Origin of the sequence: Bacillus sp. FSL K6-1338, from assembly GCF_038006965.1 — a bacterium.
Lineage (GTDB): Bacteria > Bacillota > Bacilli > Bacillales > Bacillaceae_G > Bacillus_A > Bacillus_A thuringiensis_S.
The window spans coordinates 3,077,836-3,104,012 of the sequence record NZ_JBBOWI010000001.1; the positions used below are offsets into that span (position 1 = coordinate 3,077,836).

Consider the following 26,177-nt stretch of genomic DNA (forward strand, 5'->3'; position numbering starts at 1 on the left):
AAAATTATAATGTTTATGAGAATTTGCAAACGGATCTCATCTCTTGCATTTGTTTATAAAACGATCATTTTGATTTATTTTCTTCTAAAACACCCCAAAATAGAGAAGTTGACGAGCTTAAGATTGTAGTATTCGAAAAATCAGTAGTTTAGTTAAACCAATACGATAAGCAAGTATACCGTGTTACTAATGAAAGAGGACCTGATATGAACGTCAGGTCCTCTTTCACTATATATAATTATTTCACTGCTTCTTTCAGCTCTTTTCCAGCTTTAAATATCGGCGCCTTAGCAGCAAAAAAACTTGTAGGAATCATTATCTAGCGTTTTATTCTTCTCTACCGATTTAACTTCTCGACAGCTTCCGCACTTGTATCTACACGTTTAACGAAAAAAACTAATAGTAGTGCAACAACATTCATGCCAAGCGCTACATAGAATGAATATTGAATTCCGGATAATAAAGCCTTCTGAGTTAACATTGCCTTCGTAGCCTCTGTGAAGGTTGTTGGATCTACATCAGCCATTAGACTTTCAGCTTTTGTTTTTGTTACAGAATTCATAATCGTAACAAGAATAGCAGTACCAATCGAACCGGACACTTGTTGAGCTGTATTATTAACAGCTGTACCGTGCGGATTTAAGCGCGTTGGCAATTGATTGAGGCCATTTGTCATAAGTGGCATCATCACCATCGCCATCCCAAACATCCGCAATGTGTAAATAAGAATAATATGTGTGTGACTAGAATCGAGTTGCAGATTTGCCAGCATATAAGTTGAAACGGCTGTAATGGAAAGTCCTACTATACCAAGAATCCGAGGGCCATATTTATCAAATAGTTTACCTGTAATTGGTGACATAACCCCCATTATTACCGCACCTGGAAGCATCATCAGCCCAGAGCTCAGCGGTGAAATACCGCGGACGTTTTGTACATAAGCTGGTGTTAAAATCATCCCCGAAAACATGGCCACTGCGTTGACAATTGCAATTACAGACGCAAGTGCAAACATTGGGTACTTGTAAACACGTAAATCCAATAATGGCTCATCCATTTTTAATTGGCGGATAATAAAAGCAATTAGGGCAATAGCGCCTATGATTAAGGTTGTTAAGACAACTTTATTTGTCCAACCATCGGAGCTTGCAGAACTGAATCCATATAACAAACCGCCAAAACCGACAGAAGATAATAGTAATGAGAGATAATCAAGTTTTGCATTTTTGTTTTGTTTCATGACATTCTCAGATTTCCAAATCCCTAACAGTAAGCTAATGATTGCTAACGGTAAAATCATTTCAAAAAGCAAACGCCAGTCATAATACTCTACAATATAACCTGATAGTGTCGGTCCAATTGCTGGAGCTGTAATCATAACTAGTCCAAAAATCCCCATTGCTGTTCCCCTTTTTTCTCTTGGAAAGCTTACTAGCATAATATTCATTAACAAAGGCCCCATAACTGAAGAGCCTGCCGCTTGAACCATCCGACCAGTAAGTAATAAACCAAAATTCGGCGCTACAGCTGCTAAGGCAGTACCAAGAATAAAAATCACCATAGATGTAATGAATAGGCTTCTATTCGAGAAACGCGTTATTAAAAATGCTGATGCCGGAATTAATATACCACTTACAAGCATATACCCTGTAGAAAGCCACTGGATCGTTGAATAATCTTGAATGTCTAAATCTTTCATTATTGATGGCAAGGCTACATTTAAAAGCGAGTTATTTAGAAATGAAACAAATGCCCCAATAAAAAGGATTACAAGCATTAAATATGGTGGTTTTCTTTTATGTAATGTTTCACTCATATATTTAATTGCCCCTTCATTATAAATTTCATTGATTCGTTTAAATCGTTTACATATTTGCACAAGAAAACATTACCCTTGCAGTATTTTGCCAAACTCTTCGAATGGATATTCTCTTTTTAGCAATTCCACTTGCCCAACATAACATTTTAAAATCTTTTTTTTGATTAAACCTTTATAAAAACGTTTGTTAACGGAATTTAAATTAGGCTGAAATATATAAAAGAAGCGACTGAAAATACCCTTCTAAAATAAAGTGAAACTTTAAATCAACAAGGCCACACACCCATTCCTTTAAATACAGGCTTGTAGATCTAGTTATGTAACCATCCATAAAAAGGAATATTACATAGGCTAAGTCTAACATTACATTTTTAAAGTGAGGAGAATAAGCGTATGCACCAATATTGGTATTTGAATTCAAAGGGAAACGGGGAACAATATACTAACCAAATTTCATTATATTCACAGCCCGAAATAACTAAATCTGAGGTAATGAATGATTTGAAGATTCCTGAGAATTGGAGTTACCGAGTCTATCCAGTTAGTTGGGATTCATCAGCCAATTATACGGGATTCACTCCCCAACCCCCTCCCTTCTCTTGGGGGGAACCAATCAATTATGCAGGGATAATGCCACAAGGTCACCCTACTAATTGGCCTCCATTACCAGGTCATGCAGGTTTTAATTTTCAAAAACCTCCCTTCCCCTGGGCCCAACCATTCAATCATACAGGGATGTTCGCACAAGGTCATCTTGCCGCTTTATTATCGCCGCCAGCTAAGCCTTTTCATATCAATACCAATAACTCGGGTGTTTTTGGAAACCCTCCAGGATGGGGTAGTCCGTGGGCCCCAATGGGATGGGGAAATAACGGAGGTAACGGTCAGCTAGGAATGCTTGGAAACTTATTTACAGCAGGAAAAGGCACCATGAGTGGAATAGGAATGATTAGTAGTCTAATCGGGATGGGGAAGTTCTTCTTTTAGTTAATTAGAACAGGAGAATGTGGCTGTAGCTTTAATCAACCACATTTAAGGACAGTAATCTCCCACCTAACTTCCTAGCATAGCATTCGCGGAAATTTTAGGTGGATATGTATTGTTACAAGTTACTGTTTTACTTTGAGTGCTCCTTTACTTTCTTATCAAGTGCCTTACTATAAGCATCTTTGTTTTCCTGCGATAACTCATAAATTGCTTTTTTCCAATGCTCTCCGTCTACACCTGATAAAAATTCAGTACCTTTCATTGTAGCTTCTTGAACCTTCTGTTTATCTTCTTTACCAGCATCCTTAATTAACTTCGTTGCTTTTCTTGCCTCTGTTACCCCTTCTTGTATGGATTTGTGAATGTCTTTGTATGTATCAGGTACTTTTATGTGTTCCATATTGTCTAAAATTTTATCTATCTCGTTTGATGTTTTTAAAACAGCTTTTGCTTTTTCTTTGTCCTTTAAGGATTCTCCTAAGTTTAGTAATAGTTCATCCTTCTTAAATTGGAACTCTACCACTTGCTCACATATGTAGTACGGATACTGTTGTTCGGAAAGTACTGTTTTCGTTATTGCTTTACTAGTTTGCTCAGTCTTATGAGTAGAATCTTTATCTCCTGCCTCGCATCCGACTAACAGCATAAATGGAACTGCTAACGTTACTAGTTTCTTTGCTCTCATTATGTATTCTCCTTGTAGAAATTATTGTAAGTAATTAACATATCAAACTATAACATACATTACATTATGGTTCACTTCCATTACGCTTTTAAAATGCAAAATAAGAATACACCCCATAAGCCGCAAATAAGATTAATAGAATAGAAATGCCGAGTACTGTATATAATCCATTTTAAATTTGAATTCATATCATCCTCCTACCTCTCAATAATTCCAGTATATAACAAAAAAGCATTGGATACCCAATGCTTTTACACTTACGCAAATAAAGACGTATTCGCATATAAAGCTGGTGAACCACCTGAATGTACGAATAAAATATTGTCTTCTTTATTAAATGTACCTTTTTTAATTAAGTCGATTAATCCCGCTACCGCTTTACCTGTATACACTGGATCAAGTAAAATACCTTCTGTTTTCGCAAGTAACTGAACTGCCTCTACCATTTCCGGTGTTGGTAACGCATATCCTGGCCCTACATATTCATCAAAGCACGTAACAGCGTCACGCGGGATAAAGTTTGGAATACCAACGTGTGCTGAAGTTTCATCTACAAGTTTTGCTACTTTCTCTTCTTGCTCAGCTTTTCCTCTACTTACGTTGATTCCAATTACAGGAATGTGGCTTTGTGTTCCAGCAAAACCAGTAATTAAACCAGCGTGCATACCAGCGCTACCGCTTACGCAAACGACTGTACTGAAATCAATTCCTTGGTCAAATGATTGTGCCATAATTTCTTGCGCACAAGCAACGTATCCCATTGCACCAGTAGGATTTGATCCACCAACTGGTATGACATATGGTGTATTACCTTTTTCACTAACTTCTTTCGCTACTTTATGCATCTCTTCCATAAGATCTGCCCCGTTTGGTACAACAATTACATTTTCAGCACCTAGTAAATGATATAAGAAATAGTTTCCGTTAAAGTCTGGCTTCTCTTCTGGTTCAAGCCCTTCTTCTAATACAAGGATACATTTCATTTTTTCTTTTACCGCAGCTGCCAGTGTTAGACGGCAATGGTTTGACTGAATACCACCAGCTGTAATTAACGTATCTGCACCTTTTGCCTCTGCATCCGCAACTAGAAACTCTAACTTTCTCGTCTTATTACCACCAGCTGTTAAACCAAGTAAATCATCTCGTTTAAAATAAATAGTCGGCCCACCAAGTGCTTCAGAAAAGTTGTTTAACTTTTCAATTGGTATATATGATTCTGTATATTTTTTTCTCGGGAATTTAGCTAAATTCATTGTAACGCTCCTTTTGTACTTCTTTCACAATATATGTAACGTTACTATTATTACACGTAAAAATGGTGAAGTCATCTTTCTGGGTTAAAAATGTATTAGAATTTCGTTTTGATAAGTAAAACCGTATTAATGATTTTAACTTAATTACGGTACATGAAATTTATATCAACGATTTTTTAAATATATCGTTCATTCCTTACAATATATCAACGATTTTTCAAATATATCTATCGTAACTTGCAATATATCAACGATTTTCTTAATATATCAATCTATCGACAAAAAACGACAGACAGGCAGCCATTTCTCATCAACAAAAAGAGCCCACACATTCAAATGCAGACTCCCTCCAATCACTTATTTATCGAAAAACGAAGTAACTGTGTTAATCCCGGCTCTAAATTCATTTCACCTTTATGGCGTACATATACCACTTTATCCCCATCAAATTTCGGAGGGTTTGCTTTACTATACGTATGCCACTCATTCGTTCCTTCTATAGAATACTCCATATATTCAGTTGCACCGACAATTATATTTTTACTATCATCTGCCGCTACATTTGGTGCCATCTGCGCAATTTTTGAATCACTAATTAATAACTTCTTTATATCCTTATCACGTTTGTAATCGTAAGCTGTCACAATTACATCGTTACCATATGCTTTCACTTGTAACCCTTGTTTAAATGAATAGCCATCTGGAGCAGTTTTCTCTCCTCCATTTGGTCCCGCTGACATCCAGCCTGTTTCAATCCCCCCCGTATTTACAACAGTGAAACCTTTTTCATCTCCGCCTTTAATTTTCTTTTTACCAGCCCAGTCAGGTAAGTTTAAATCCCAATGCGTATGACTCGTGAAGAAAACAACTTGCGGATAGTCTTTTAATATATCGTACAATTTATCCACGTTTAAATAATCTTGTAAATACGGCGATTGTCTTGATCCAGATACCGTATCAGGTAAAACGTGATGAGAGAAAATAAAGATTGGCTTATTTTTATCTTTTTGACTATACTCTTCTAAATTTTGTTTTAACCAACCTAATTGCTCATCACTCATATATACTTCGTCCCACATTTTTGAATCGTGGTATTTCATATATTTTTCAGTTCCTAAAAATAGAAGCGGATACCCATCTAATTCTTTTTTATGATATACTTTTTCTTGTCCACTAAATTTCAGATAGCGGTTAAATAAAGTTTCCTCAGTTACACCATTTGGCCATGTACTTTGAGAGAGTTTCCCATCTGCTGTCCATTTCCCAGCATAAAACTCATGATTCCCAACAGTAGACCATACATTTTCTGGATGCTTATTTTTATTTAACACACGCTTTACATCATCATATTGTGACTGTTGTCCAGTTGGCGTTATATCCCCATTCATAATAAGCGCTCTAGAAAGTGGCGTCACTTTGTTCATATCTTTTAGCACATGATCAAAATCCCCTAAATCCCCTTGAATATCACTAATAACGTTAAAAGTTGTAGCTGATTTCCGGACTTGCTCTTTCCCTTCCGCATGTGCTGAAAACGTCGGTAATAATGCCGCCATAACTGCTAACGAAGCAACTGTCTTTTTCATACAAATTCTCCCCCTAATAATAGAATGTACAAACTGACATGTTCTGCTTTCTCTTAGGTGCTTGTCCAATTCACATTATAGGGGGCGATTGTAAAGATTAATGGAGTAAAAATTTAAGTGTTTTTTAAGAGATTTTGTCTTTTTTACACGCCCCATTTAACAATTAACACTAATTTTTCTATTAACCTACTAATATTAACTGAATGTAAATTTATACGATAAATCACTTCGTTTAATATGTTGTGTTTTAATTTCCTTTACACAATTTCAATAAAGTACTTTACCATTTTAAATTCTCTTCATTAATCCTCAACTTCTATTCCAGCCTGTTTTAATGGTTCTAATACTTTCGGGTAACACATTGAAATATATTCCACTGTTTTTAAATTTTTTAGATTTTGAAATCCTTCAACAGATATAACATCAAATAAACTGTCTTCACCGTCCCAATCAGGCTTTAAAATATGATAAATTTCATTCCCACCATCAAAGCAAAGGGACTCAATCTTTTCCAAATCACTTATTTCCAAAGTTAACGCTTCTAAAAAAGCTTTGATTTCAACAATTGGCCCAGCTCCTGAATACCATTCAAAATAATTCGTATGCTTTTCTATTAAGTCTTTCAATTCTTTTAGAAATAGTGGCTCTTTATCTAATAAAGCTTCAATTACCACTAACTTAAAATTAAAATCCTGAAACATTTTACTCTTCCTCATTTTAAATTCCTCCAATGTTATAACATCCTTGTCCAAATTATTATAAGTAAAACATATCCAATTGCAGCTTCTTTATTTCTTTCAATATCACATTAAAAAGGGATATGCTTAATTGCATGTCCACAATCGAGAAAATATACATTATACATATTTTCTTACTAATTATATTCTTTATATACTTACCTTCGCTTCTCTAGCATCTTGTTTCTTAATTAAGTCTAAGTAAAAATGCGAGACAGTTGTGTTGTAATAAGGGGAAATGAATATGAATGACAGATTAAATGTAAACATGCCTATAAATGCAGTTAATAAAAACCAACCAATAAAAGATAACCAAAGAACAAATAACTTGAACTTATGTCCTTTCATTATTCTTTTACTCTCCCTTAATGCTTCACTTGCTGTATAATCCGGATTCTCTATTAAAATATAATATGCCATTGAATAAGAAAAATATTTAATAATACCTGGAACAATTAATAACAGACTCCATAAAAATAGAAAAACAGCCTGCAACACTCCTAATTTCATTGATTTACACAAATTATTTTTCCTAAACCCCACAAATACATCGTCCACCTTAGCATCTTCATTTTTACCTAAGCGTAAGGTGAAAACAGAATACCCATAATTAAAGATACCTTGTATGACACTGTAAATTAAGAAACAAATCAGTCCTATAAAAAAATAACTTAGAATAAGTAAAACTAGTGCTGTTAGATCTACTTGTAGTTGCCCACCCATTGAATAAATAAAGAAAACATCCAAACCAATTATCCCAATAAACAAGCCAAATATTAAATATATAAAACTAGCGATTGCTGATGCACTTAAAGTTGGTACAAAATAGTATAACGCCGATATCCCTATACTTACTCCCCATTTCCCATCTAACGAATTAAGTGCTGCTTTCTTTAAATTTCTTATCAAACTTGCATCCTCCTTTTTTCCATATTTTAGCCAATAAAAATTTTACAAATAAAAAACTTGTAGCAAGCCCCACTACAAGTTCTTTTAGCTAAACATTTTAGCTTATCAAAACAAAATATACCTTCTACACAATCGGGGGTAATTTCTAAAATATGGTTTATTAAAATCATTATATAATATAATCATGGGTTTTTGTTGAATATTCTATGTTTTCCGACAAATATACCCGAAACTCTTCCTGATGTTCATTTAGATATAATAACTTATATAGCAATATATTTTTCATTATCTTTCCCAATAAACCCTATCCTCTTGTTTTCCACAAAAAAGCACAGAGATTCCTCTCCATGCCTACTAACCTCTACCTCTTCACCGCATGCACATAATGCACCGTCTCAAAAGCTTCTAAATAATCATTTCTTCCTTCAAAATACAATGTATTTATATCCTCTGGTGATAAATGCTCATAAATAAGTAAGCCCGCCTTCTCTAACAGTGCTTCCATTTCGGCATAAGAATAACATGATTTCATCGGTTCTCCGCCTACCGCAGCCATTTTCACCATGTTTTCAACTCGATTGGATAGTCCTTTTTTCGTAAATAAGTTTTCATCGGGATAATCGAAAACGATAGAACTCCCTACTGGAACTATCTCGAACAAGCACTCTATTAAACTAGCAAGCTCCTTTTTCGTTAAATAGTACGTAACACCTAAAAGGCTAAAGAAAGTCTTTTTATGTTCAAATCCTTCAGTCTGTAACTGTTCATAGGAAATTCCTTTCGTAAAATCCATCGAAACAAAATGAAGGTGATTTGGAACTTCAAGTTCTACTTCTTTTATTCTTTCCTTCTTAAACGCCTGCGTAGAAGGATGATCCACTTCAAATATTTCTATTTTATTTTCTAATTCTCGGTGTCTAAAACTGAACGTATCTAAGCCTGCACCGAGTATGACGTATTGTTTCGCTCCTAATATAATTTCACGTAGTAATACTCTTTCACAATATGCGGCACGTGCTAAAGGTGTTGGTGATAACTGAACTTGCGTAATCCATTTTAATATTTCTTTTGGATTGTCTTGAAACTGCTCTGCAATGTCTGTATTGAAAAAGTGAATCCCTTGAACCATGTTCGTTTCAATATTGTTACGTTCTTTTTGTGAAATGAAATCTTTAGCTACATAATCATCAAAGATTTTAGGATTATCAAATTCACTATGATACGCCCTTCCGAAAGCTGATACTAACGACGTTACACTTGCTTCACCTTGTTTCACGCACATACACTCTCCTTCATTTTCACAACAAAAATAGGGTTCCCCTGGCCAGGAGAACCCTATTATACACCATATTTTTAAATCGTTAAATTATATCATAAATAAGTTTTTTTGTCAAGTTTTCACCCTACTAATGCTCCAACAATTTGTGTAATCTCTAGCAGGAAGATTTCGATCTACACCGAATATTCCAGTTCATAACAATACAAATGGAGGGCGTCATGAAAAGATTAGTCATCATTACAGTTGGAAAAACACACAGTGGAAAAACTACATTTGCAAAAGCTTTAGAAAAAGAGTTACCCCACTCTTTCGTTATGGATCAAGATAACCAAGCTGAATTTATTAACACGCATTATGAAAAATTACAGCCGGCTGAAGGTGCTAATACATTTAAGCACGGTCTTTCAAAATTCATTGTTGATTATGCGAAAGAACATACAAATTTACACCTTATTATTTGTAATTCCAATCGCAGTAAAAGCGGAAGATTCTATTTACTAAACGAATTATTTCCACAGAATGAATATGTACGCATATTAGTTCATTTTGACATTCCAGATGATGTACTTTACGAAAGAGTGGCTCGAAGCACGCGAAGTACGAATATTTTTAGAGGTGGATATTCTAGTTTCAAAGAAGTACTTGATCGACAACAAACTGAATCACTTCACGATGATGTGGTAGATCCTGTAGAAAACGAGGCTGATTATTTGTTTGTTATTCGCAATAATAAAGATGTAAGCTTTACTATAGAAGAAATTGTTCATCTAGCTAAAGGTTTATCCCCTACCCCCAAATAAGAGATTATAAAAATTACATAATCATAGATTATTATGCAAATCCTTCCTCTAAGCGCCTAACATAGTATATAATAATAAGATAATCTACTTCTATATGCTCATTTTTACACAAAACAGTTCATGTATATGAAAGAAAAGAGGTACAAAAATATGAAAACAAAACAAACAATCGCTGCGTCTACACTAGCTTTAGCAATGATTGCTGGCGCGAACCCTGCTCATGCGGAAGTAAATGATGCTACTCCTCAGCAAAGTACGGGAGATCGATTAGCTGAAATTAAGCAACATAAACAAGAGTTAGATGCGAAATTGCAGCAACACAAAGAAAACGTGGATCAAACATTGAATGAACTTAACAAGGTTAAGGAAAATGTTGATACGAAGGTGAATGAACTACATGAACGTAAACAAGTTGCTGATGAAAAAATTAACGAGATTAAACAACATAAACAAGAGTTAGATGCAAAACTTCAGCAAGACAAACAAATCGCCGAAGATAAAATCGCTGAAATTAAAGAGCATAAAAAACAAGTAGAAGATAAAGTTGCTGAAGTAAAAGAGCATAAGCAAAATATCGATAACAAAGTGAATGAGATTAAAGAACATAAACAAACTGTCGATGAAAAAGTGAATGAAATGAAGCAACATAAAGAGAACATCGATCAAAAGGTTAATGAACTTAAGGAAGTAAAAAAACAAGTAGATGAAAAATTAGCTGAGTTAAAGAAAGCGAAACAAACTGCTGAGGACAAACTTGCTGAGTTAAAAGAAAACAAGCCGAATACTGATAACACGTTAGAGGAACTTAAGAAAATTAAAGGCAATTTAGACAGTCTTTCCGCTAACTTAGAACTAGCTAAACAAGATGTGAAAAACAAACTAGCTGCATTACAAGAAGCTAGACAAGATTTAATCAATAAAATTAACGAAATTAAACAATCAAAACAAACTGTTTCAGACGATTTATCAAAGAAAAAACAAGACTTAGATATTAAAATCAACGACTTTAAACACACTGAGAAAAAAATTGATGACAAATTAGCTGAGATACATACAACGAAGCAAAATGTTGATAATAAGATTAATGAAGTATCACAGGCTAAACAAACTAATGGTACTAAAAACAATAACGCTAAAGAACTTCCTAACGCTGGTAGCGAGCAATCAAACAATATGGCTCTAGGAATGCTATCTGTATTAGGCGGTGTTTTATTACTTACTCGTAATAAAATTAAAACGTTATTCTCTAAATAAATCCATTAAAAAAAAGGAAACCCGCACATACATGTACGGGTTTCCTTTTTTTATATTAACTGTCCATCTCGAAGCATCAATATACGATCACATACATCAAGCATTCTTTCATCATGTGTAATCATAATTGCTGCTTTTTGGCTCTCTTTCACTTCACGTTTCATCATTTCTACAACTTCACGTGCACGTTTTGAGTCTAAGCTTGCCGTTGGCTCATCCGCTAATATTAAATCTGGGTTGTTCATGAACGCACGAGCGATTGCTACCCTTTGTTTTTCCCCGCCAGATAGTTGATTTGGATAATGATTCTTTCTTTCTCCTAATCCAAATGCCGCTAATAAATGATCTGCACGCTTTTCCGATTCTTGTTTACTTTCTTTTTTCAGCTTTGCAATGTAAAGCAATTGTTCTTTCACATTTAAATATGGAACAAGATTTGCAAACTGGAAAATGAAGCCGATTTTTTTCAAACGAATGTCTGTCATTTCCTTTTCTGATAACTGTGTAATATTTTGCTCACGAATGTAAATATCCCCTTTTGATGGTGATAATAATGCACCCGCGATTGATAATAACGTACTTTTCCCTGATCCAGAAGGACCGACGATTCCGATAAATTCTCCGGCTTTCACATCAAGCGATATCGGATGAAGGGCTGTTACTTCCGTATTCCCTTCTCCGTACACTTTACTTACTTTGTCTAATTTTAATAATGAAGTCATTACATCCCGCCTCCAATTGCCTCTAGCGCATCAACTTTTAATACTTGGTATAAAGAAATAAGTGTTCCTAAAATACTAATTACGATAAAGATTGCTGCATATTGTGCAATCATCGGTGTTGTTAATAAGAACGGCATACCTGCTGGTAAAATTTGTTCTAACCCTTGTACAAGAACGATACTGATTACCATCGCAACGACTGATAAGAATAACGCCTGCACGACTAAGCTATTTGCTAAATACGAGTTCTTTGTACCGATTGCTTTTAATACACCTAATTGCTGTGTTTTTTGCAGTGTAATGACGTAGAAGAATACACCAATTAGTAATGCAGCGATAACAAGTAAGAATGCAATGATCATTGTTAATGTTCCTTGCTCTTCTTTAAACCCTGGAATACTTTGCAGCACTTCTTTTTTGTCAATTACGTGTGCATTTTTTACTTCTTTATCTGTATTAAGTGCGATTGCACTATAATCTTTTTGGTTTGGTTGTGAAATAGCGCCCCATACGTCTTCATTTACATAAACGACTGGTGTATGGCTAAACATTTGATCTTTCGTAAATCCGACGATTGTAAATTCTTTCTTTGAAACAGGATCGATAATTGTATCCCCAATATCGATTCCTTTTTCTTTAATTGATTCATCAGCAACCATTTCATTATTTGCTGTACCTAATTTCTCACCTTTTACAATGTTCGGTTCTAAAAATGAATCACGTTCACTTGAAAAAATAGCGATATCAACCTTTTTCGAACTATCTTTCTTTTCATACGTTGAAACTTTCACCCGAAATGGAACTGCCTCTTTCTCGTCCACTTGATTTACTACGTTATCTACATCGTCTTTCTTAATTTGTGAACGAAGTAATTTATTTTCCGCATCATCTGCTAAAACGAACTTATTTGCCTCCATATTTTGAATCGATGAAGCATTATCATATGATAATCCATTTGCTAATCCTGAAATAACAAGAACTAAAAATGATAATAAAACCATGATAAGTCCGATTAATCCGTATCTTAATTTTGATTGTTTCAATTCACGCAGAGCTAAAAACATTATGCTCGCTCCTTCCTCTTTCTTTCTATGCACTTATCATAAAAAAGAAATATGAACGGAATATGAACAGAAGATTACAAAGGGAAAATTAAATTACATCTGATACTTTTTGAGCGCGGAAAAGGTGCGGCTTTATAGCAGAAATGGGAGTACGTGAAATTTATATCAGCGATTTTTCAAATATATCAGCGCAAATAGAATTATATCGGCGATTTTCACAATATATCGGCGCAACTCAAATTATATCAGCGATTTTCCGATTATATCGACTTGCCGACATAAAACGACAAAAAAGAGGCCGTTTCCAAACAGCCTCTTCCATCTATTTCGGAAGCTCCACCCGAACAGTAGTCCCTTCCCCTTTCGTGCTATACACTGAAACGTCTCCGTTATGCAGTTCCACAATCTTCTGCACAATCGATAATCCTAAACCACTACCTTCTACGTTTCTCGCTCTTGCCGTATCTACTTTGTAAAAACGATCAAATATACGGTCCATCTCTTCTTTTTCCATACCAATTCCGTTATCAGATATAGAGACAATGACACTAGACTCTAACTCTTCGACGAAAAACTCAATCGTCCCACCATCGTTTGAAAACTTAATGCTATTGGTGAAAATGTTACTCCATACTTGATGAAGTAAGTTTTCATCACCTTTTATAGTGATATCTGGCACATCAAATTCAACGGCGATATCTTTTTCCCGCCATTTCCACTCAAGCATAAAAATGACGTCTTTAATTTGCTTCTGTAGATTGAATTCTCTTATTTGTAGAACCTTTTCCTCTTTATCTAATGAAGCGAGCGTAAGTAACTGTTTACATAAACTAGACATTCGCTTACTTTCACCCTCAATAATTTGTAAGTAATGATTTCTTTCTTCCTCACTCATCTTTTCTGTTTGCAACGTCTTTGAAAAACCTTGTATGGAAGAAAGTGGCGACTGAAATTCATGTGAAACGTTCGAAACGAATTCTTGTCTCATTTCATCTAGTTCTTTAATACTCTTCGTCATCTTTTGGAAGCTTGTAGATAACGTTCCTATTTCATCTTTTCGTTTTACGTCTAATTCAATTTCATATTCCCCACTCGCAATTTTTTGCGTAGCCTTCGTAAATTTACGAATGGGACGAACGATGTAACCTGCTGCAATCGCTATAAAAATAATACTTAGTAAAACGATAAACCCAAGTAATACCGCTAAGAAAATTCGCATCTCGCCAAATTGTTGCTGAATGTCAGGGCGAATGAATAAAGCGTACTGTTTATCACCGTGTTTTACCGGGACACCGACGCTATTAATTAATTCATTATCGAAAAACCCTGTAATGAAAAGGCGCGTTGGATAAGTAGAAACACCATTAAATGTCTCCCCCTGCAATACTTTATGAACGGTATCATCACTTATTGTCGTCTTACGAAATGCATTTCCGATACGCTTTCCATTCTTTTGATCATCGACAATATAAATTTCATATCCTAGCTTCGCAATAGACCGTAAGTATGCCTCTTGATTTTCTTCACTTTGCTTTTCATATAACGATTTTACTTCTTCAGCATACTTTAAAATCTTTTCACTATTATACGGTTTTAACTTCACTTGATAATATACGTTCGTTAATAAAAAGCCTATAATACTACTAAGTAGCATAATGCCGACCGTCATAAATACAAATCTAGAATATAGTGATTTCATCTTATTTCAGCTCCAACTTATACCCGAGGCCGCGCACCGTTGTAATTTGAAAATCATCCGTTCGTTTTGAAAAACGATCTCTTAATCGCTTTACATGAACGTCAACCGTTCGTTCATCCCCTTCAAAATCCATTCCCCATACTAATTCAATTAATTCTTCCCTTGAAAATGTTCTTCCAGGATAACTAGCCAGTTGCGATAACAATTCAAATTCCTTCAGTGGAAGCAAAATCGTTTGTCCGTTACACTTCACTTCAAAGCCTTTTCGGTCAATTGTTGTACCGTGCAACGTAATAATATCAGCACTCAGCATTTGATAACGACGAAGTAATGCTTTCATACGGAAAATGACTTCAGCTGGCTCAAATGGTTTTACGATATAATCGTCTGTACCAGAAATGAATCCTTTTTCTTTATCCACTAACTGGTCTTTCGCAGTTAATAAAATAACAGGAATATCATGATACTTACGAATTTCTTCACATAACGTATAACCATCAACAAACGGCATCATAATGTCTACAATCGCAAGATGAATATTTTCCTTCTCTAATACTTCTTGCGCTATCTTTCCATCTTCAGCCTCAAAAACTTTAAACCCCTCTTTTTGTAAATGATAATGCAATAACTCTCTAATATGTTTATCATCATCAGCTAATAAAATATGTATCATCTTCATTAAACCCTCTCTCGTTCATCCTTCTACATCCTTACCTTAAGAAACAATTGGATTTTTTGCAAGAAAAAGAAAAATAGAATTTATAAGTTCTTGGTGGATTGAAGAAGGTTTCAAAAACAGTCAGTCTTCAAATGTATAAGTAATTTAAAGAAAAGGATTCCTTAGAAGATACTTTTGTTATCATTATGGTCAGCTGCTTTATTTTTCTTATAACTTGATGACGTACTCTGGTGTACGAATAAGTGATCTATTACTTTTTTAGTAAGTGGTATAAAGAAATTCAGTAATAACCCACCTAAACAAACAGTTAATATAGTTCCAACACCAATTGGTCCATGTAAAATCGTTGCCATTATTAAGAATATAAGGTAAATAAATGTTCGTGCTATAAAAATATTCGTTCTAGTTAATTCTTGTATGATTAAAGTTAATCGGTCAATTGGAATGGGAGCAAAATTTGTTTGTAAATATATTGCAGTTCCTAATCCTGTAATAACTAATCCGATTCCAAAATAAATCATTTTACTGTACCATATTTCAGGTGTAATTAAATCGCGTAATAAAAATAGCCACACATCAATACCAATACCCGTTATGAATGCTGTTAACAACCCTAGTACCTCTGGTCTTTGTCTTTTTAATTTCGAATTACAACATATTAATAATAAAGCTATTATTATTTCCCAGCTTCCCACAGTAAGCCCCACATTTAAAGAAAGTCCTACTAAAAGTGCATCAAAAGGTGAAGTGCCAAAATCTGATTGTATTGTGACAGAAATACCAAGGGTTAATATTAAAATTCCTAATACATAAAAAACATACTTCATTTTAATCAACCTCTTCATCGTCATTTTTGTTGCATTTACAATAAAAATATTTTATATTAAATGTAACTTCAAATTGTTGCATTTGCAATAAAAACAAAAGATAAGGAGTTCATTATGAAAGAAATTCTTCGTGAAATTGGCATGATTGCAAGAGCATTAGATTCTATTAGTAATATAGAATTTAAAGAATATGAGCTTACAAAAGGTCAGTATTTGTACCTTGTGCGAATATGTGAAAACCCAGGAATCATTCAAGAAAAGCTATCTGAGATGATAAAAGTAGATCGTACAACTGCAGCCCGTGCTATCAAAAAGCTTGAAATCAATGGATTTATCGAAAAGAAAGAAGATGAATCTAACAAGAAAATCAAAAAACTTTTCCCAACAGAAAAAGGGAAAAATGTCTATCCTTTTATTAAAAGAGAAAACGATTATTCAAATACTGTTGCATTAGAGGGATTTTCGGAAACAGAAGCGGAAACTATTTCTAATCTTCTTCAAAGAGTAAGAAAAAATATAGAAAAAGATTGGGATTTTGTAAAAAAGGGAAATAAGAGAAATTATTGATTATATAAAGGAGCGAACTATTCAAATGACTACACATATAGAAAAGTGCACCCTTGAAGATATACACAGACTTCAAGATATTAGTTATGAAACATTTAATGAGACTTTTAAACATCAGAATTCACCCGAAAGTATGAATCACTATTTGGAAAAGGCATTTAACTTAAAACAATTAGAAAAAGAATTATCCAATATCTCTTCTCAATTCTTTTTTGTCTACTTTAACGATGAAATTGCTGGATATTTAAAGGTCAATATTGATGATGCTCAGTCTGAAGAAATGGGAAATGAATCACTTGAAGTAGAGAGAATTTATATAAAGAGCTCCTTTCAAAAACATGGTCTTGGTAAATATCTACTAAATAATGCTATTGAAATTGCAATAGAACATAATAAAAAGAATATTTGGCTAGGCGTATGGGAGAAAAATGAAAATGCTATTGCTTTTTATAAGAAATTAGGTTTTGTACAAGCTGGCTCTCATTCCTTTTATATGGGCGATAACGAACAAGTTGACCTTATAATGATCAAAACACTCATATAACTTTTTTTGAAAGGTGGGCTATTATGTATATTCCAAAGTATTTTAAAGTCACAAATGTTGATGAAATTTGGGATTTTGTTCAAAAAAACTCTTTTGGAACAATCGTCACAACTAAAAAAGAGAAACCAATCGCAACTCATTTGCCCTTTGGATTAACTAAACAAGGCGATGACTATTTTATTACTGGACATATGGCTTATGGGAACCCCCAGTGGAGAACATTTGAAACCTGCGAAGATGTTCTTGTAATGTTTCAGGGACCGCACTCTTACATCTCTTCTTCTTGGTATGAAAATGAAGAAGTTCCAACATGGAATTATCAAGCCGTTCATATATATGGTAAAGCAAGTATTTTAGATAAACAGGAATTAATAGATGAATTAACAACAATGTTGAAAAAATATGAAGAACATCGTGAAAATCCAATATTATGGGATAAACTTTCCCCCACTCTCTTAGAAAATGAACTGAAAGGGATAGTTGGGTTTAAAATTAAAGTAGGAGACATCCAGGCTGCATATAAATTAAGTCAAAATCGGAATGAGAGGGATTATAGTAATATTATTGATAAATTGTACGATGAAGGAAATCCAGATGCGAAACAAATGGCAAAACTCATGGGGAATAGATTAAACAATCACATATAATTCATTGTAATTCAACTCTCACATTTCAAAATTAAAGAAAAGACTGGAGGGCTTTATCGGCAGTTTTCTTTAGAACGTAAAAGATTGAGCTTAAAGTGCATGGGGGTTAATTATAAATATAGATCCATTAGAAAAGAATCTATTTTGAAAAAAGATTATTCAAAATAGATTCTTACGTTTTAGTATTAAGATTATTTTAATCAAAAATAATTTCTAAGCCTTCGAAATATCAACAAATCCTTCTCCGAACACATCACGAACATCGTGTATAGCGATGAACGCCGCCGGATCCGTAGTTTGAACAATCCGCTTTAGCTTCACTACTTCTTGCTTATTAATAACAACATAAAGAATTTCCTTTGGAGTTTTCGTGTAATAGCCATGACCTGAGTACACAGTAACCCCTCTGCCCATTAAGGTAGTTACCTTCCCAGCTATTTCATTCGGGTTATCAGAAATAATCGTAATGGCTTTCTTCGGATTTAAACCTTCAATTACAAACTCCATCACTTTCGTTGCTACATATAGCATAATAATTGTTATCATCAGTTTTTCTGCACCAATGATGAAATAAGATGAAAACGCAACAATTAAATCGAAGAACAGTAGACCGTAGCTAATGCTCCAGCCTAAATATTTATGCGTCATCCTTGCTAATATGGTAGTACCTGCAGTTGTTCCACCAACGCGAATAATAAGACCAATCCCGCACCCAATAAATATTCCTCCGAAAATGGCATTTACAAGCATTTCATCCGAAGCAATCGTCCAGCCTTCTGTCAAATGAAGAAATAGCGAGTTCGTAACTACAGCGATAATCGTATAAATTGTTGTAATCTTATTTAAAAACTTATAACCGGCTATTAACAAAATCGCATTTAAAATTAAGTTAACTAAGCCCGGTGACCATTCAAATAAATAGTACGTAATAATCGTGATACCTGTTACCCCACCCTCACCAAACTCGTTCGGGATAACAAACAAATTAACACCTAACGCAAAAAGAAATGCACCGATAATAATAAAAATAATGTCTGTCGTTCTTTTTTTCATACAGTACCTCACTTCTTATGTAAATATTTATTCTGCCATAAACTCTCACTATTATATCGTGGAATATTCAAATCGAACAGTGGTTTGTTTTTATTTTAATATAAGATAAAAAATCAACATTATTTATTATGTACTGCAAATAAAGTTTTGATTTCAACCGTAATTTACTCTTAAAAAGAAATGCTAAACATTGACTTGCACAAATTTCAAATAAAAAAGTACCCATCTAATTGTCATACGCAATGAGAATTAGATGGGTACTGCATGATACATTTAGTTTTTACATGTATTGTTTGGAGAAAATTGCAAATAACGACCTATACTCGCCTTATTAAGACCAAATCCATACATCATCATTATTTTCAGCGTTCGTCTTTGCTTCATGAACTTTTTCAATATGATCAACTGTGTTCCAGTTAATAGAAATACCACCCCAGCCCACATACTCCATATCAATTTTCACTTTCTCACCCACATTAAATACTTGTCCCTTTGTTAAGAAAACATCAATAATATCTTTCTTCCCATTTAGCGATGGATACTCAACTACAACATATTTAGTAGCACCGTCTCCCTCATCTTCCATCGTTCCTACTTTTGATACTTCTCCAATTACATAATTAGGTGAGCCATCTTCTTTCGTGTGCATACCTAACTTGTTTGTTGTATTTTCAACTGCAGTTGCAACCATATATTCTGTAAAATTACGCATCATAGATCCAGTAGCTTTTACTTCATCTCCTACTTTCACATTTGAAAATGAATCAATATACACACTAACAGGTTCTTCGTATTGCTTAGATTTTACGACAATTACACCGTTATCTACTTCTACTACTCGTCCTTCTAACGTCGAGAAGTTCGATTCAATAGAAGCTGCACTCGCTTTTGTTACTTCTAGTCCTGGTAAATTTGTTCCTGATAATGCTGCGATCCCTAAAGCACCTGCTAAAATTATTTTTTTCATACCCATTATGAAACATCTCCATTCATGATGATTGTATTTGTTTGATTGGTATCGACCAACCTGTAATCATTATAGTTACAGGTTGTGAAAATAACAACCGTTTTCCTCATGCAATGTTGCATACTGTAATTTTTAAATATACAACAATGAGTCTAGATTCTCGAGTTACAGCAGGTGAAATTGTTGATGATGAAGAAGCTAATGTTATGCATCATATTTTTCAGCGCTACAATTTGTATAGCCGTAGTTCATTACATTATGTAGGAGCGGGATTCATATGTTAATAAAACCAAAGAGATTACAGCCAGGAGATATCGTGGCGACAGTAAGTCCTTCATGGGGAGGAGCAGGTGATTCTGAAATAAGATGGCGATATGAGCAAGGAGTAAAAAGATTAGAAGAGGTTTTTCGTCTTACGGTTATCCCAATGCCAAATAGTTTAAAAGGTAGCGAATACCTTTATAACAATCCAGAGGCTCGTGCGGAAGATATAATGACTGCATTTAAAGATACACGCGTGAAAGCAATTATCGCGAATATTGGTGGTGAAGATAGCATCCGGTTACTCCCCTATATAGATTTTAATGTGATACGCGAAAACCCGAAAATTTTTATGGGGTACTCTGACGTTACTATTTCACATTTATTTTGTCATAAAGCAGGCCTTTCCTCTTTATACGGTCCAGCAATTTTGACTGATTTTGCTGAAAATGTAGAGATGGATCCATATACAGTTGAAATGGTAAATCGAACTCTCTTTTCAAATGAAACGATTGACGAAATTCAACCAGCTCATGAATGGACGAGTGAGCGTTTAGAATGGATAGAGAGTAATAAGGATACAAGACGTACGATGCAGCAAAACAAAGGATATGAGCTACTTCAAGGCTCTACTACTGTACAAGGGCGTTTAATTGGTGGTTGTATAGAAGTACTGGAATTTGCAAAAGGAACGGAACTTTGGCCTGAGAAAAAACATTGGGAGAATAGTATTCTTTTCTTTGAAACCTCTGAAGATCATCCGGAACCAAGTTATATAAAATATTGGTTACGAAATTATGCAGCGCAAGGTATTCTGCAAAAAGCAAAAGGTATCATCTTCGGTAAACCGAAAGATGAACAATATTATGAAGAATATAAACATGAAATACTGCTGGTTATGAAGGAACATCATTTAGAAGATTTACCGATTCTTTATAATTTAAATTTTGGCCATACCGAGCCAAAGTTTATTTTACCTTACGGCGCGTTGGCAGAAATTGATTGTGAAAATGTATCTTTTTCTATTTTAGAGAGTGGCGTGGAATGAATAAAAACACTCCTATGAGATATGTCTGTGAATTGGTACTTTTTAAAAGTATATAATTGGAGGGAGATTACGTGTATGGAAGTAACATTTACAGTAAGTAAATGGGATGAAAAACCAATCGATGATACTAGAAAAGATTTCCCTATTAATATTGCACATGTCGAATATGATATTGATGGTGAATTAAAAGGAAAAGCTTTTGTTGAATACTTCTTATATTATTTAGACTCAAATATAAATGATGGTCACTTAGCTACTGCTAAAATTTCTGGATTTTTACACTTTGAAGGAATTTATAAGGGGCAACAAGGGACATTTACAGCTATAGAGCAAGGAATATTTGATAAAGGAAATTTAGATTCCCCAGGAACAATTATTAAAGCTACTGGTAACTTAGAAAATCTGAGAGGGTCCTATAATTATCAGTTTACAGGTCAAACCAGTAAACTAATTTTAGAGTTGGAATTTTAGCGAAATATCCTATAATTTAGTGGAAAAGACATTTCTTGTAATACTAGGAATGTCCTTTTTGTTGACGAGCTAGTACGTTATAGTCACCACCAATTTTTATAGGCAGCGTTGATGTTAATAGTCCTTGTACAACGAATCTCCCTTGCTCATCTGGCGTAACATGATGAACACCTTCATCTTTCGATACTTCCGTAAATAGCGCAACATCTTCTTTTGTAAACGTTCGTTCAAAGGTGATTTTTTCGCCTACTTGTAATTTCATCCCATGCGCCTCCTCAAAAACTCTTTTAAAATAAGAAAAACCGAAACTATAATCATTTCGGTTTTTCAAAACTGTAGAAGTCTATATTTACTTTAAAGAATGTACAAACAACCCGCTGCGCAGTTTCGGTTCAAACCACGTTGATTTTGGCGGCATAACTTCTCCAGCGTCTGCGATTGCTAATAACGATTCCATTGATGTCGGATATAGTGAGAACGCTGCTTTATATTCACCGCTATTTACAAGGCGTTCTAGTTCTTCTAACCCGCGGATTCCTCCGACAAAATCAACGCGTGAATCAGATCGCGGATCGTGTATTTCAAGTACTTGGCTTAATAAATGATCTTGCAGAATAGATACATCCAAACCTTTCACGAGATCATTCGCATCAAACGTTTCCTCTTTCACTGTAAGCTTATACCACTTCTCATTTACATACATTCCAAATGTTTTTGGCTCATTTGGTTTATACGGAGAAACAGCCGCTTCTTCTACATAAAAGTATTGCGCTATTTGTTTTAAAAACTGTTCTTCTGATAAACCATTTAAATCTTTTACAACTCGGTTATAGTCCCAAATGGATAACTCATCGTGTGGGAATAAAACAGATAAGAAGAAATTAAATTCCTCTTCTCCTGTGTAATTCGGATATTGTTCTCTTCGCATGATCCCTACTTTTGCAGCTGATGCAGAACGGTGATGCCCATCTGCAATGTACAGGTTAGGAATATCTTCAAATAAGTTTACTAAACTTGCAATTACTTCTTCATCAGCTATTTTCCAAGCAACGTGCCTAACGCCGTCTTCTGCTGTAAATGTATAGATTGGCGCATGTTCTTCTTTCCAGCTGGCAATGAAATGCTTTATCTCTTCTTTTGTACGATACGTTAAAAAGATAGGACCCGTATTTGCATCACACACATCTACGTGACGAATACGATCTAGCTCTTTTTCATGACGCGTTCTCTCATGTTTTTTAATTGTATCATCTTCATACTCATCAATAGATGTACAAACGACAAGGCCTGACTGCGTTCTTCCCTGCATCGTCAGTTCATAAATGTATAACGCTGGCTCTTCGTCTTGAATGAACACTTCTTCTCGTATAAATCGATTTAAATTTTCACCCGCTTTTTCATATACACGATCATCGTACGGTGAAAGTGCCGGGTCTAAATCAATTTCTGCTTTATCAACATGCAAGAAAGAATATGGATTCCCTTTTACAACTTCTCTTGCCTCTTCACTATTTAATACGTCATACGGTAAAGCTGCCACTTGTGCCGCTTTTTCCTCTACTGGACGAATGGCCCGAAACGGTCGTATTTTTGCCACATTCCTCTCTCCTTTACACAATCATTCGAACGGCTACAACACCTGTAATTTTGCTTATATTTTCTACAATATTCTCTTTTATTATATCATCAATTCCGTTATCGATATCAATCATTGTGTATGCCCAAGAATGTTTACTACGATTAATCATATCGGCAATATTAATATGATGTTCCGCTAAGCATCCTGTAATTTGCCCTACCATATTCGGGACGTTTTGATGCATAATTGTAATTCGTTTCTTTCCGATATACGGCAATTCTACGTTTGGATAATTTACTGAATTACGAATATTTCCTGTCTCTAAATATTCACGTAATTGGCGCGCTGCCATGAATGCACAGTTTTCTTCTGATTCGGACGTAGATGCACCAAGGTGAGGCGTCGCTGTTACATTTTTCATCTTTATCACATTTTCATTTGGGAAGTCTGTTACGTAATGCGTAATAACATCTTCTTCTAACGCTTTTTGAAGAACATTTTCATCTACAAGTTCTCCTCTTGAGAAATTGAATAAACGCATACCTTTTTTCATCTTCTCTATAGCGTGTTCCCCAATAATTCCCTTCGTTTGATTTGTAAGAGGAATATGAAGGGTAATATAATCACACGTTGCAAAAATTTCATCAAGGCTAAATGCTCTTTGCACATGTGTAGAAAGACGCCAAGCTGTTTCAACTGAAATATAAGGATCATATCCAATAACGTCCATCCCTAACGCTAACGCATCGTTCGCAACTAAAGCACCGATTGCGCCAAGGCCAATTACACCTAGACGTTTTCCTGCAATTTCTGATCCAACGAATTGTTTTTTTCCTGATTCAACAAGCTGCGGTACTTCTTCACCCTCTAAATTTTTCGTCCAGCTTACACCGTTAATAATGTTACGTGAAGACATAATAAGGCTGGCGATAATAAGTTCCTTTACTGCATTGGCATTCGCTCCTGGTGTATTAAATACTACAATCCCTTTTTCTGTACATCGCTCGACAGGAATATTATTTACACCAGCACCAGCTCTTGCAATCGCCTTTAAGTCTTTTGAAAACTCTTCTTGGTGTAAAGAATAGCTGCGAAGTAAAATACCATCTGGGTGGTCCATTCTATCCCCTACTTCATAACGCTCTCCGTCAAGAACTTGCAAACCCTTTTCTGCAATTTGATTTAACGTTTGAACACGAAACATATCCCCATCTCCCTATCTATTCTCAAGCTCAAATTCCTTCATATAATCTACTAATTGTTTTACACCTTCCACTGGCATCGCATTGTAAATACTTGCACGCATACCACCGACTGAGCGATGTCCTTTTAACGTAACAAGGCCGCGTTCTTTCGTTTTTTGTAAAAACTCATTGTTCAGCTCTTCTGACGGTGTTGTAAATGGAATATTCATAAGTGATCGATACGCAGGGTCAACTGGTGAAGTAAACAATTTAGATTCATCTAAAAAATGATAAATAAGTGAAGATTTCATTTTATTTTGTTCTTCAATCGCAGATACTCCGCCTTGCTCTTTCAACCACTCTAGTACAAGTTTTGTTACGTAAATACTAAAGGATGGCGGTGTATTATATAAGGAGTTATTTTTACTGTAAGTTTCATAATTTAACATTGTCGGACAAGAGCGATCTGCTCCCCCAATTAAATCTCTTTTTATAATAGCAATCGTTAAGCCCGCAGGTCCTAAATTCTTTTGCGCCCCCGCATATATAAGACCAAACTTCGAAACATCATATCGCTCTGATAAAATATTTGAGGACATATCCGCAACGAGCGGCACTCTTTCTACATGTGGAATGTCCACATATTTTGTCCCCTCAATTGTATTATTCGTAGTAATATGTACATAATCTAGTTTTTCATCACTTAATAAACCGTCCAGTTTAGGAATCGTAGTAAACTTCTCTTGCTCGGAAGAAGCAATCACTTGTACTTCCCCAACTTTTTCGGCTTCTTGTAGTGCCTTTTTAGACCATGAGCCAGTTAGTACGTATCCAGCTTTTTTATACGTATTCATTAAGTTGAACGGTATCATAGAGAATTGTAATGACGCACCGCCTTGTAAAAATAAAATATCATACTCATCAGGGATGCTCATTAATTCACGAAGTAAGTTACTCGCTTCCTCTATAATACTTTGAAAATAAGAAGATCGATGACTCATTTCTATAATAGACATGCCTGTCCCGTTATAATTTACAAGCTCCTTTTGCACTTTCTCTAAAACTGGCAAAGGGAGTATTGATGGTCCTGCTGAAAAATTATAGACTCTCTCCATTACCCTCATAACCTCCCTATTTCTCATTTGATTATTTTTTAAACTTTCTGAATTATAACCTAAAATATAATATGTGGTCAATTTGTTTTCTATTATTACGACGCAAGACGCGATGGAATCGCTTGCAAGTGCAGACTTTTTATATATACATAAAAAAGTGTTAAGTACATAATCGCACTTAACACTCTAATAATAGAATAATAATAGCTAGTCGTTCGTAAAGAACCGATCAAAAATTTGATAAATAGCAGAAAGACCAATGAGCCAATAAATAGTGTCCACAAGCGCCGGCATAGAACCAAACCATTTCTCAACTACATTGTAATCTAACGCTACAAATAACCAATTCAAACCGCCGAGAATCACCAAAATTACTGTAAGGTAAGACAAAAATTTCATTATGATTGCCCCCTAGGTGATAAGATGGTGAAAGGCCTTTCA

At 34.8% G+C, this 26,177-nt stretch carries 27 protein-coding genes and 1 pseudogene; 9 read left to right on the top strand and 19 right to left on the bottom strand.

Annotated features, from left to right (window positions below):
• Nucleotides 1-337: 337 nt before the first annotated feature.
• Nucleotides 338-1,816, bottom strand: a complete 1,479-nt coding sequence (locus NZ044_RS15770; RefSeq protein WP_000005102.1) for a DHA2 family efflux MFS transporter permease subunit — start codon at nt 1,814-1,816, stop codon at nt 338-340.
• Nucleotides 1,817-2,212: 396 nt separating this feature from the next.
• On the opposite strand from NZ044_RS15770, the gene NZ044_RS15775 reads away from it, so the two are divergent.
• Nucleotides 2,213-2,806 carry a hypothetical protein gene (locus NZ044_RS15775; RefSeq protein WP_000554429.1) on the top strand — a complete coding sequence of 198 codons (594 nt, stop codon included), beginning with the start codon at nt 2,213-2,215 and terminating at the stop codon, nt 2,804-2,806.
• Nucleotides 2,807-2,936: 130 nt separating this feature from the next.
• On the opposite strand, the gene NZ044_RS15780 is transcribed toward NZ044_RS15775, so the two are convergent.
• From NZ044_RS15780 to NZ044_RS15805, 6 genes are all read right to left on the bottom strand, one after another.
• Entirely contained in the window at nt 2,937-3,491 is a 555-nt protein-coding gene (locus tag NZ044_RS15780; protein ID WP_001201794.1) for a hypothetical protein, read from the bottom strand.
• Between the two features lie 257 nt (nt 3,492-3,748).
• Nucleotides 3,749-4,744 (bottom strand): D-cysteine desulfhydrase, encoded by a 996-nt coding sequence (locus NZ044_RS15785; protein ID WP_340949847.1) that lies wholly within the window; start codon nt 4,742-4,744, stop codon nt 3,749-3,751.
• A gap of 353 nt (nt 4,745-5,097) precedes the next feature.
• Nucleotides 5,098-6,330 (bottom strand): DUF4073 domain-containing protein, encoded by a 1,233-nt coding sequence (locus NZ044_RS15790; RefSeq protein WP_000754274.1) that lies wholly within the window; start codon nt 6,328-6,330, stop codon nt 5,098-5,100.
• Nucleotides 6,331-6,632: 302 nt separating this feature from the next.
• A complete protein-coding gene (locus NZ044_RS15795) occupies nt 6,633-7,046 on the bottom strand; it encodes a DUF6892 domain-containing protein (RefSeq protein WP_001232168.1) in 414 nt (137 codons plus the stop codon).
• Nucleotides 7,047-7,217: 171 nt separating this feature from the next.
• On the bottom strand, nt 7,218-7,976 hold the full coding sequence (locus tag NZ044_RS15800) for a DUF975 family protein (RefSeq protein ID WP_000620770.1): 759 nt from the start codon (nt 7,974-7,976) through the stop codon (nt 7,218-7,220).
• 361 nt (nt 7,977-8,337) lie between these two features.
• Complete coding sequence (locus tag NZ044_RS15805) at nt 8,338-9,258, bottom strand: class I SAM-dependent methyltransferase (protein ID WP_079245747.1); 921 nt, start codon at nt 9,256-9,258, stop codon at nt 8,338-8,340.
• Nucleotides 9,259-9,473: 215 nt separating this feature from the next.
• Between NZ044_RS15805 and NZ044_RS15810 the strand changes: the two genes are divergently transcribed.
• The gene (locus NZ044_RS15810; RefSeq protein WP_000826967.1) at nt 9,474-10,055 is read left to right on the top strand and encodes an AAA family ATPase; all 582 of its coding nucleotides are present in this window, start codon (nt 9,474-9,476) and stop codon (nt 10,053-10,055) included.
• 150 nt (nt 10,056-10,205) lie between these two features.
• Nucleotides 10,206-11,309: an LPXTG cell wall anchor domain-containing protein gene (locus NZ044_RS15815; protein WP_340949849.1), complete on the top strand. Its 1,104-nt coding sequence runs from the start codon at nt 10,206-10,208 to the stop codon at nt 11,307-11,309.
• A gap of 50 nt (nt 11,310-11,359) precedes the next feature.
• Here the strand turns inward: NZ044_RS15815 and NZ044_RS15820 are convergent, their stop codons facing one another.
• The 5 genes from NZ044_RS15820 to NZ044_RS15840 all read right to left on the bottom strand — a co-directional run bounded on the left by NZ044_RS15820 (nt 11,360) and on the right by NZ044_RS15840 (nt 16,300).
• Nucleotides 11,360-12,031, bottom strand: coding sequence for an ABC transporter ATP-binding protein (locus tag NZ044_RS15820; protein ID WP_000202594.1), 672 nt, complete (start codon nt 12,029-12,031; stop codon nt 11,360-11,362).
• Nucleotides 12,031-13,095 carry an ABC transporter permease gene (locus tag NZ044_RS15825; RefSeq protein ID WP_000477741.1) on the bottom strand — a complete coding sequence of 355 codons (1,065 nt, stop codon included), beginning with the start codon at nt 13,093-13,095 and terminating at the stop codon, nt 12,031-12,033. Before NZ044_RS15825 ends, NZ044_RS15820 begins: the two co-directional genes overlap by 1 nt.
• 322 nt (nt 13,096-13,417) lie before the next feature.
• Nucleotides 13,418-14,794, bottom strand: a complete 1,377-nt coding sequence (locus tag NZ044_RS15830; protein ID WP_044783140.1) for a sensor histidine kinase — start codon at nt 14,792-14,794, stop codon at nt 13,418-13,420.
• Between the two features lies 1 nt (nt 14,795).
• A complete protein-coding gene (locus tag NZ044_RS15835; protein WP_000781960.1) occupies nt 14,796-15,473 on the bottom strand; it encodes a response regulator transcription factor in 678 nt (225 codons plus the stop codon).
• A gap of 161 nt (nt 15,474-15,634) precedes the next feature.
• Nucleotides 15,635-16,300 carry a YczE/YyaS/YitT family protein gene (locus NZ044_RS15840; protein ID WP_000878285.1) on the bottom strand — a complete coding sequence of 222 codons (666 nt, stop codon included), beginning with the start codon at nt 16,298-16,300 and terminating at the stop codon, nt 15,635-15,637.
• Nucleotides 16,301-16,414: 114 nt separating this feature from the next.
• On the opposite strand from NZ044_RS15840, the gene NZ044_RS15845 reads away from it, so the two are divergent.
• The 3 genes from NZ044_RS15845 to paiB are packed head-to-tail and all read left to right on the top strand — an operon-like array spanning nt 16,415 to nt 18,058.
• Nucleotides 16,415-16,867, top strand: coding sequence for a MarR family winged helix-turn-helix transcriptional regulator (locus tag NZ044_RS15845; protein ID WP_000658983.1), 453 nt, complete (start codon nt 16,415-16,417; stop codon nt 16,865-16,867).
• Nucleotides 16,868-16,892: 25 nt separating this feature from the next.
• On the top strand, nt 16,893-17,411 hold the full coding sequence (locus NZ044_RS15850; protein WP_000207057.1) for a GNAT family N-acetyltransferase: 519 nt from the start codon (nt 16,893-16,895) through the stop codon (nt 17,409-17,411).
• A 23-nt stretch (nt 17,412-17,434) separates the two neighbouring features.
• Nucleotides 17,435-18,058, top strand: a complete 624-nt coding sequence (gene paiB / locus NZ044_RS15855) for a protease synthase/sporulation negative transcriptional regulator PaiB (protein WP_000275827.1) — start codon at nt 17,435-17,437, stop codon at nt 18,056-18,058.
• Nucleotides 18,059-18,271: 213 nt separating this feature from the next.
• On the opposite strand, the gene NZ044_RS15860 is transcribed toward paiB, so the two are convergent.
• Nucleotides 18,272-19,111, bottom strand: a complete 840-nt coding sequence (locus NZ044_RS15860) for a YitT family protein (protein WP_000747488.1) — start codon at nt 19,109-19,111, stop codon at nt 18,272-18,274.
• A gap of 331 nt (nt 19,112-19,442) precedes the next feature.
• A complete protein-coding gene (locus tag NZ044_RS15865) occupies nt 19,443-20,084 on the bottom strand; it encodes an ATP F0F1 synthase subunit alpha (RefSeq protein ID WP_098506642.1) in 642 nt (213 codons plus the stop codon).
• A 35-nt stretch (nt 20,085-20,119) separates the two neighbouring features.
• Here NZ044_RS15865 and NZ044_RS15870 point away from each other — a divergent pair, with 35 nt between their 5' ends.
• From NZ044_RS15870 to NZ044_RS15880, 3 genes are all read left to right on the top strand, one after another.
• On the top strand, nt 20,120-20,362 hold the full coding sequence (locus NZ044_RS15870) for a hypothetical protein (protein WP_044784009.1): 243 nt from the start codon (nt 20,120-20,122) through the stop codon (nt 20,360-20,362).
• Nucleotides 20,356-21,387 (top strand): S66 family peptidase, encoded by a 1,032-nt coding sequence (locus tag NZ044_RS15875; protein ID WP_000905878.1) that lies wholly within the window; start codon nt 20,356-20,358, stop codon nt 21,385-21,387. The genes NZ044_RS15870 and NZ044_RS15875 overlap by 7 nt, the downstream gene beginning before the upstream one ends.
• A gap of 75 nt (nt 21,388-21,462) precedes the next feature.
• Complete coding sequence (locus tag NZ044_RS15880; RefSeq protein ID WP_000454103.1) at nt 21,463-21,858, top strand: DUF3224 domain-containing protein; 396 nt, start codon at nt 21,463-21,465, stop codon at nt 21,856-21,858.
• 61 nt (nt 21,859-21,919) lie between these two features.
• Here the strand turns inward: NZ044_RS15880 and NZ044_RS15885 are convergent.
• The 5 genes and pseudogenes from NZ044_RS15885 to NZ044_RS15905 all read right to left on the bottom strand — a co-directional run.
• Nucleotides 21,920-22,120: pseudogene (locus NZ044_RS15885) on the bottom strand (dehydratase); the annotation flags it as partial.
• Nucleotides 22,121-22,207: 87 nt separating this feature from the next.
• A complete protein-coding gene (locus NZ044_RS15890; RefSeq protein ID WP_001063061.1) occupies nt 22,208-23,455 on the bottom strand; it encodes a DUF1015 domain-containing protein in 1,248 nt (415 codons plus the stop codon).
• Between the two features lie 13 nt (nt 23,456-23,468).
• Complete coding sequence (locus NZ044_RS15895) at nt 23,469-24,641, bottom strand: 3-phosphoglycerate dehydrogenase family protein (RefSeq protein WP_000490235.1); 1,173 nt, start codon at nt 24,639-24,641, stop codon at nt 23,469-23,471.
• A 12-nt stretch (nt 24,642-24,653) separates the two neighbouring features.
• On the bottom strand, nt 24,654-25,736 hold the full coding sequence (gene serC / locus NZ044_RS15900) for a 3-phosphoserine/phosphohydroxythreonine transaminase (RefSeq protein ID WP_000442926.1): 1,083 nt from the start codon (nt 25,734-25,736) through the stop codon (nt 24,654-24,656).
• A gap of 207 nt (nt 25,737-25,943) precedes the next feature.
• On the bottom strand, nt 25,944-26,135 hold the full coding sequence (locus tag NZ044_RS15905) for a DUF378 domain-containing protein (protein ID WP_000670804.1): 192 nt from the start codon (nt 26,133-26,135) through the stop codon (nt 25,944-25,946).
• Between the last annotated feature and the right edge of the window lie 42 nt (nt 26,136-26,177).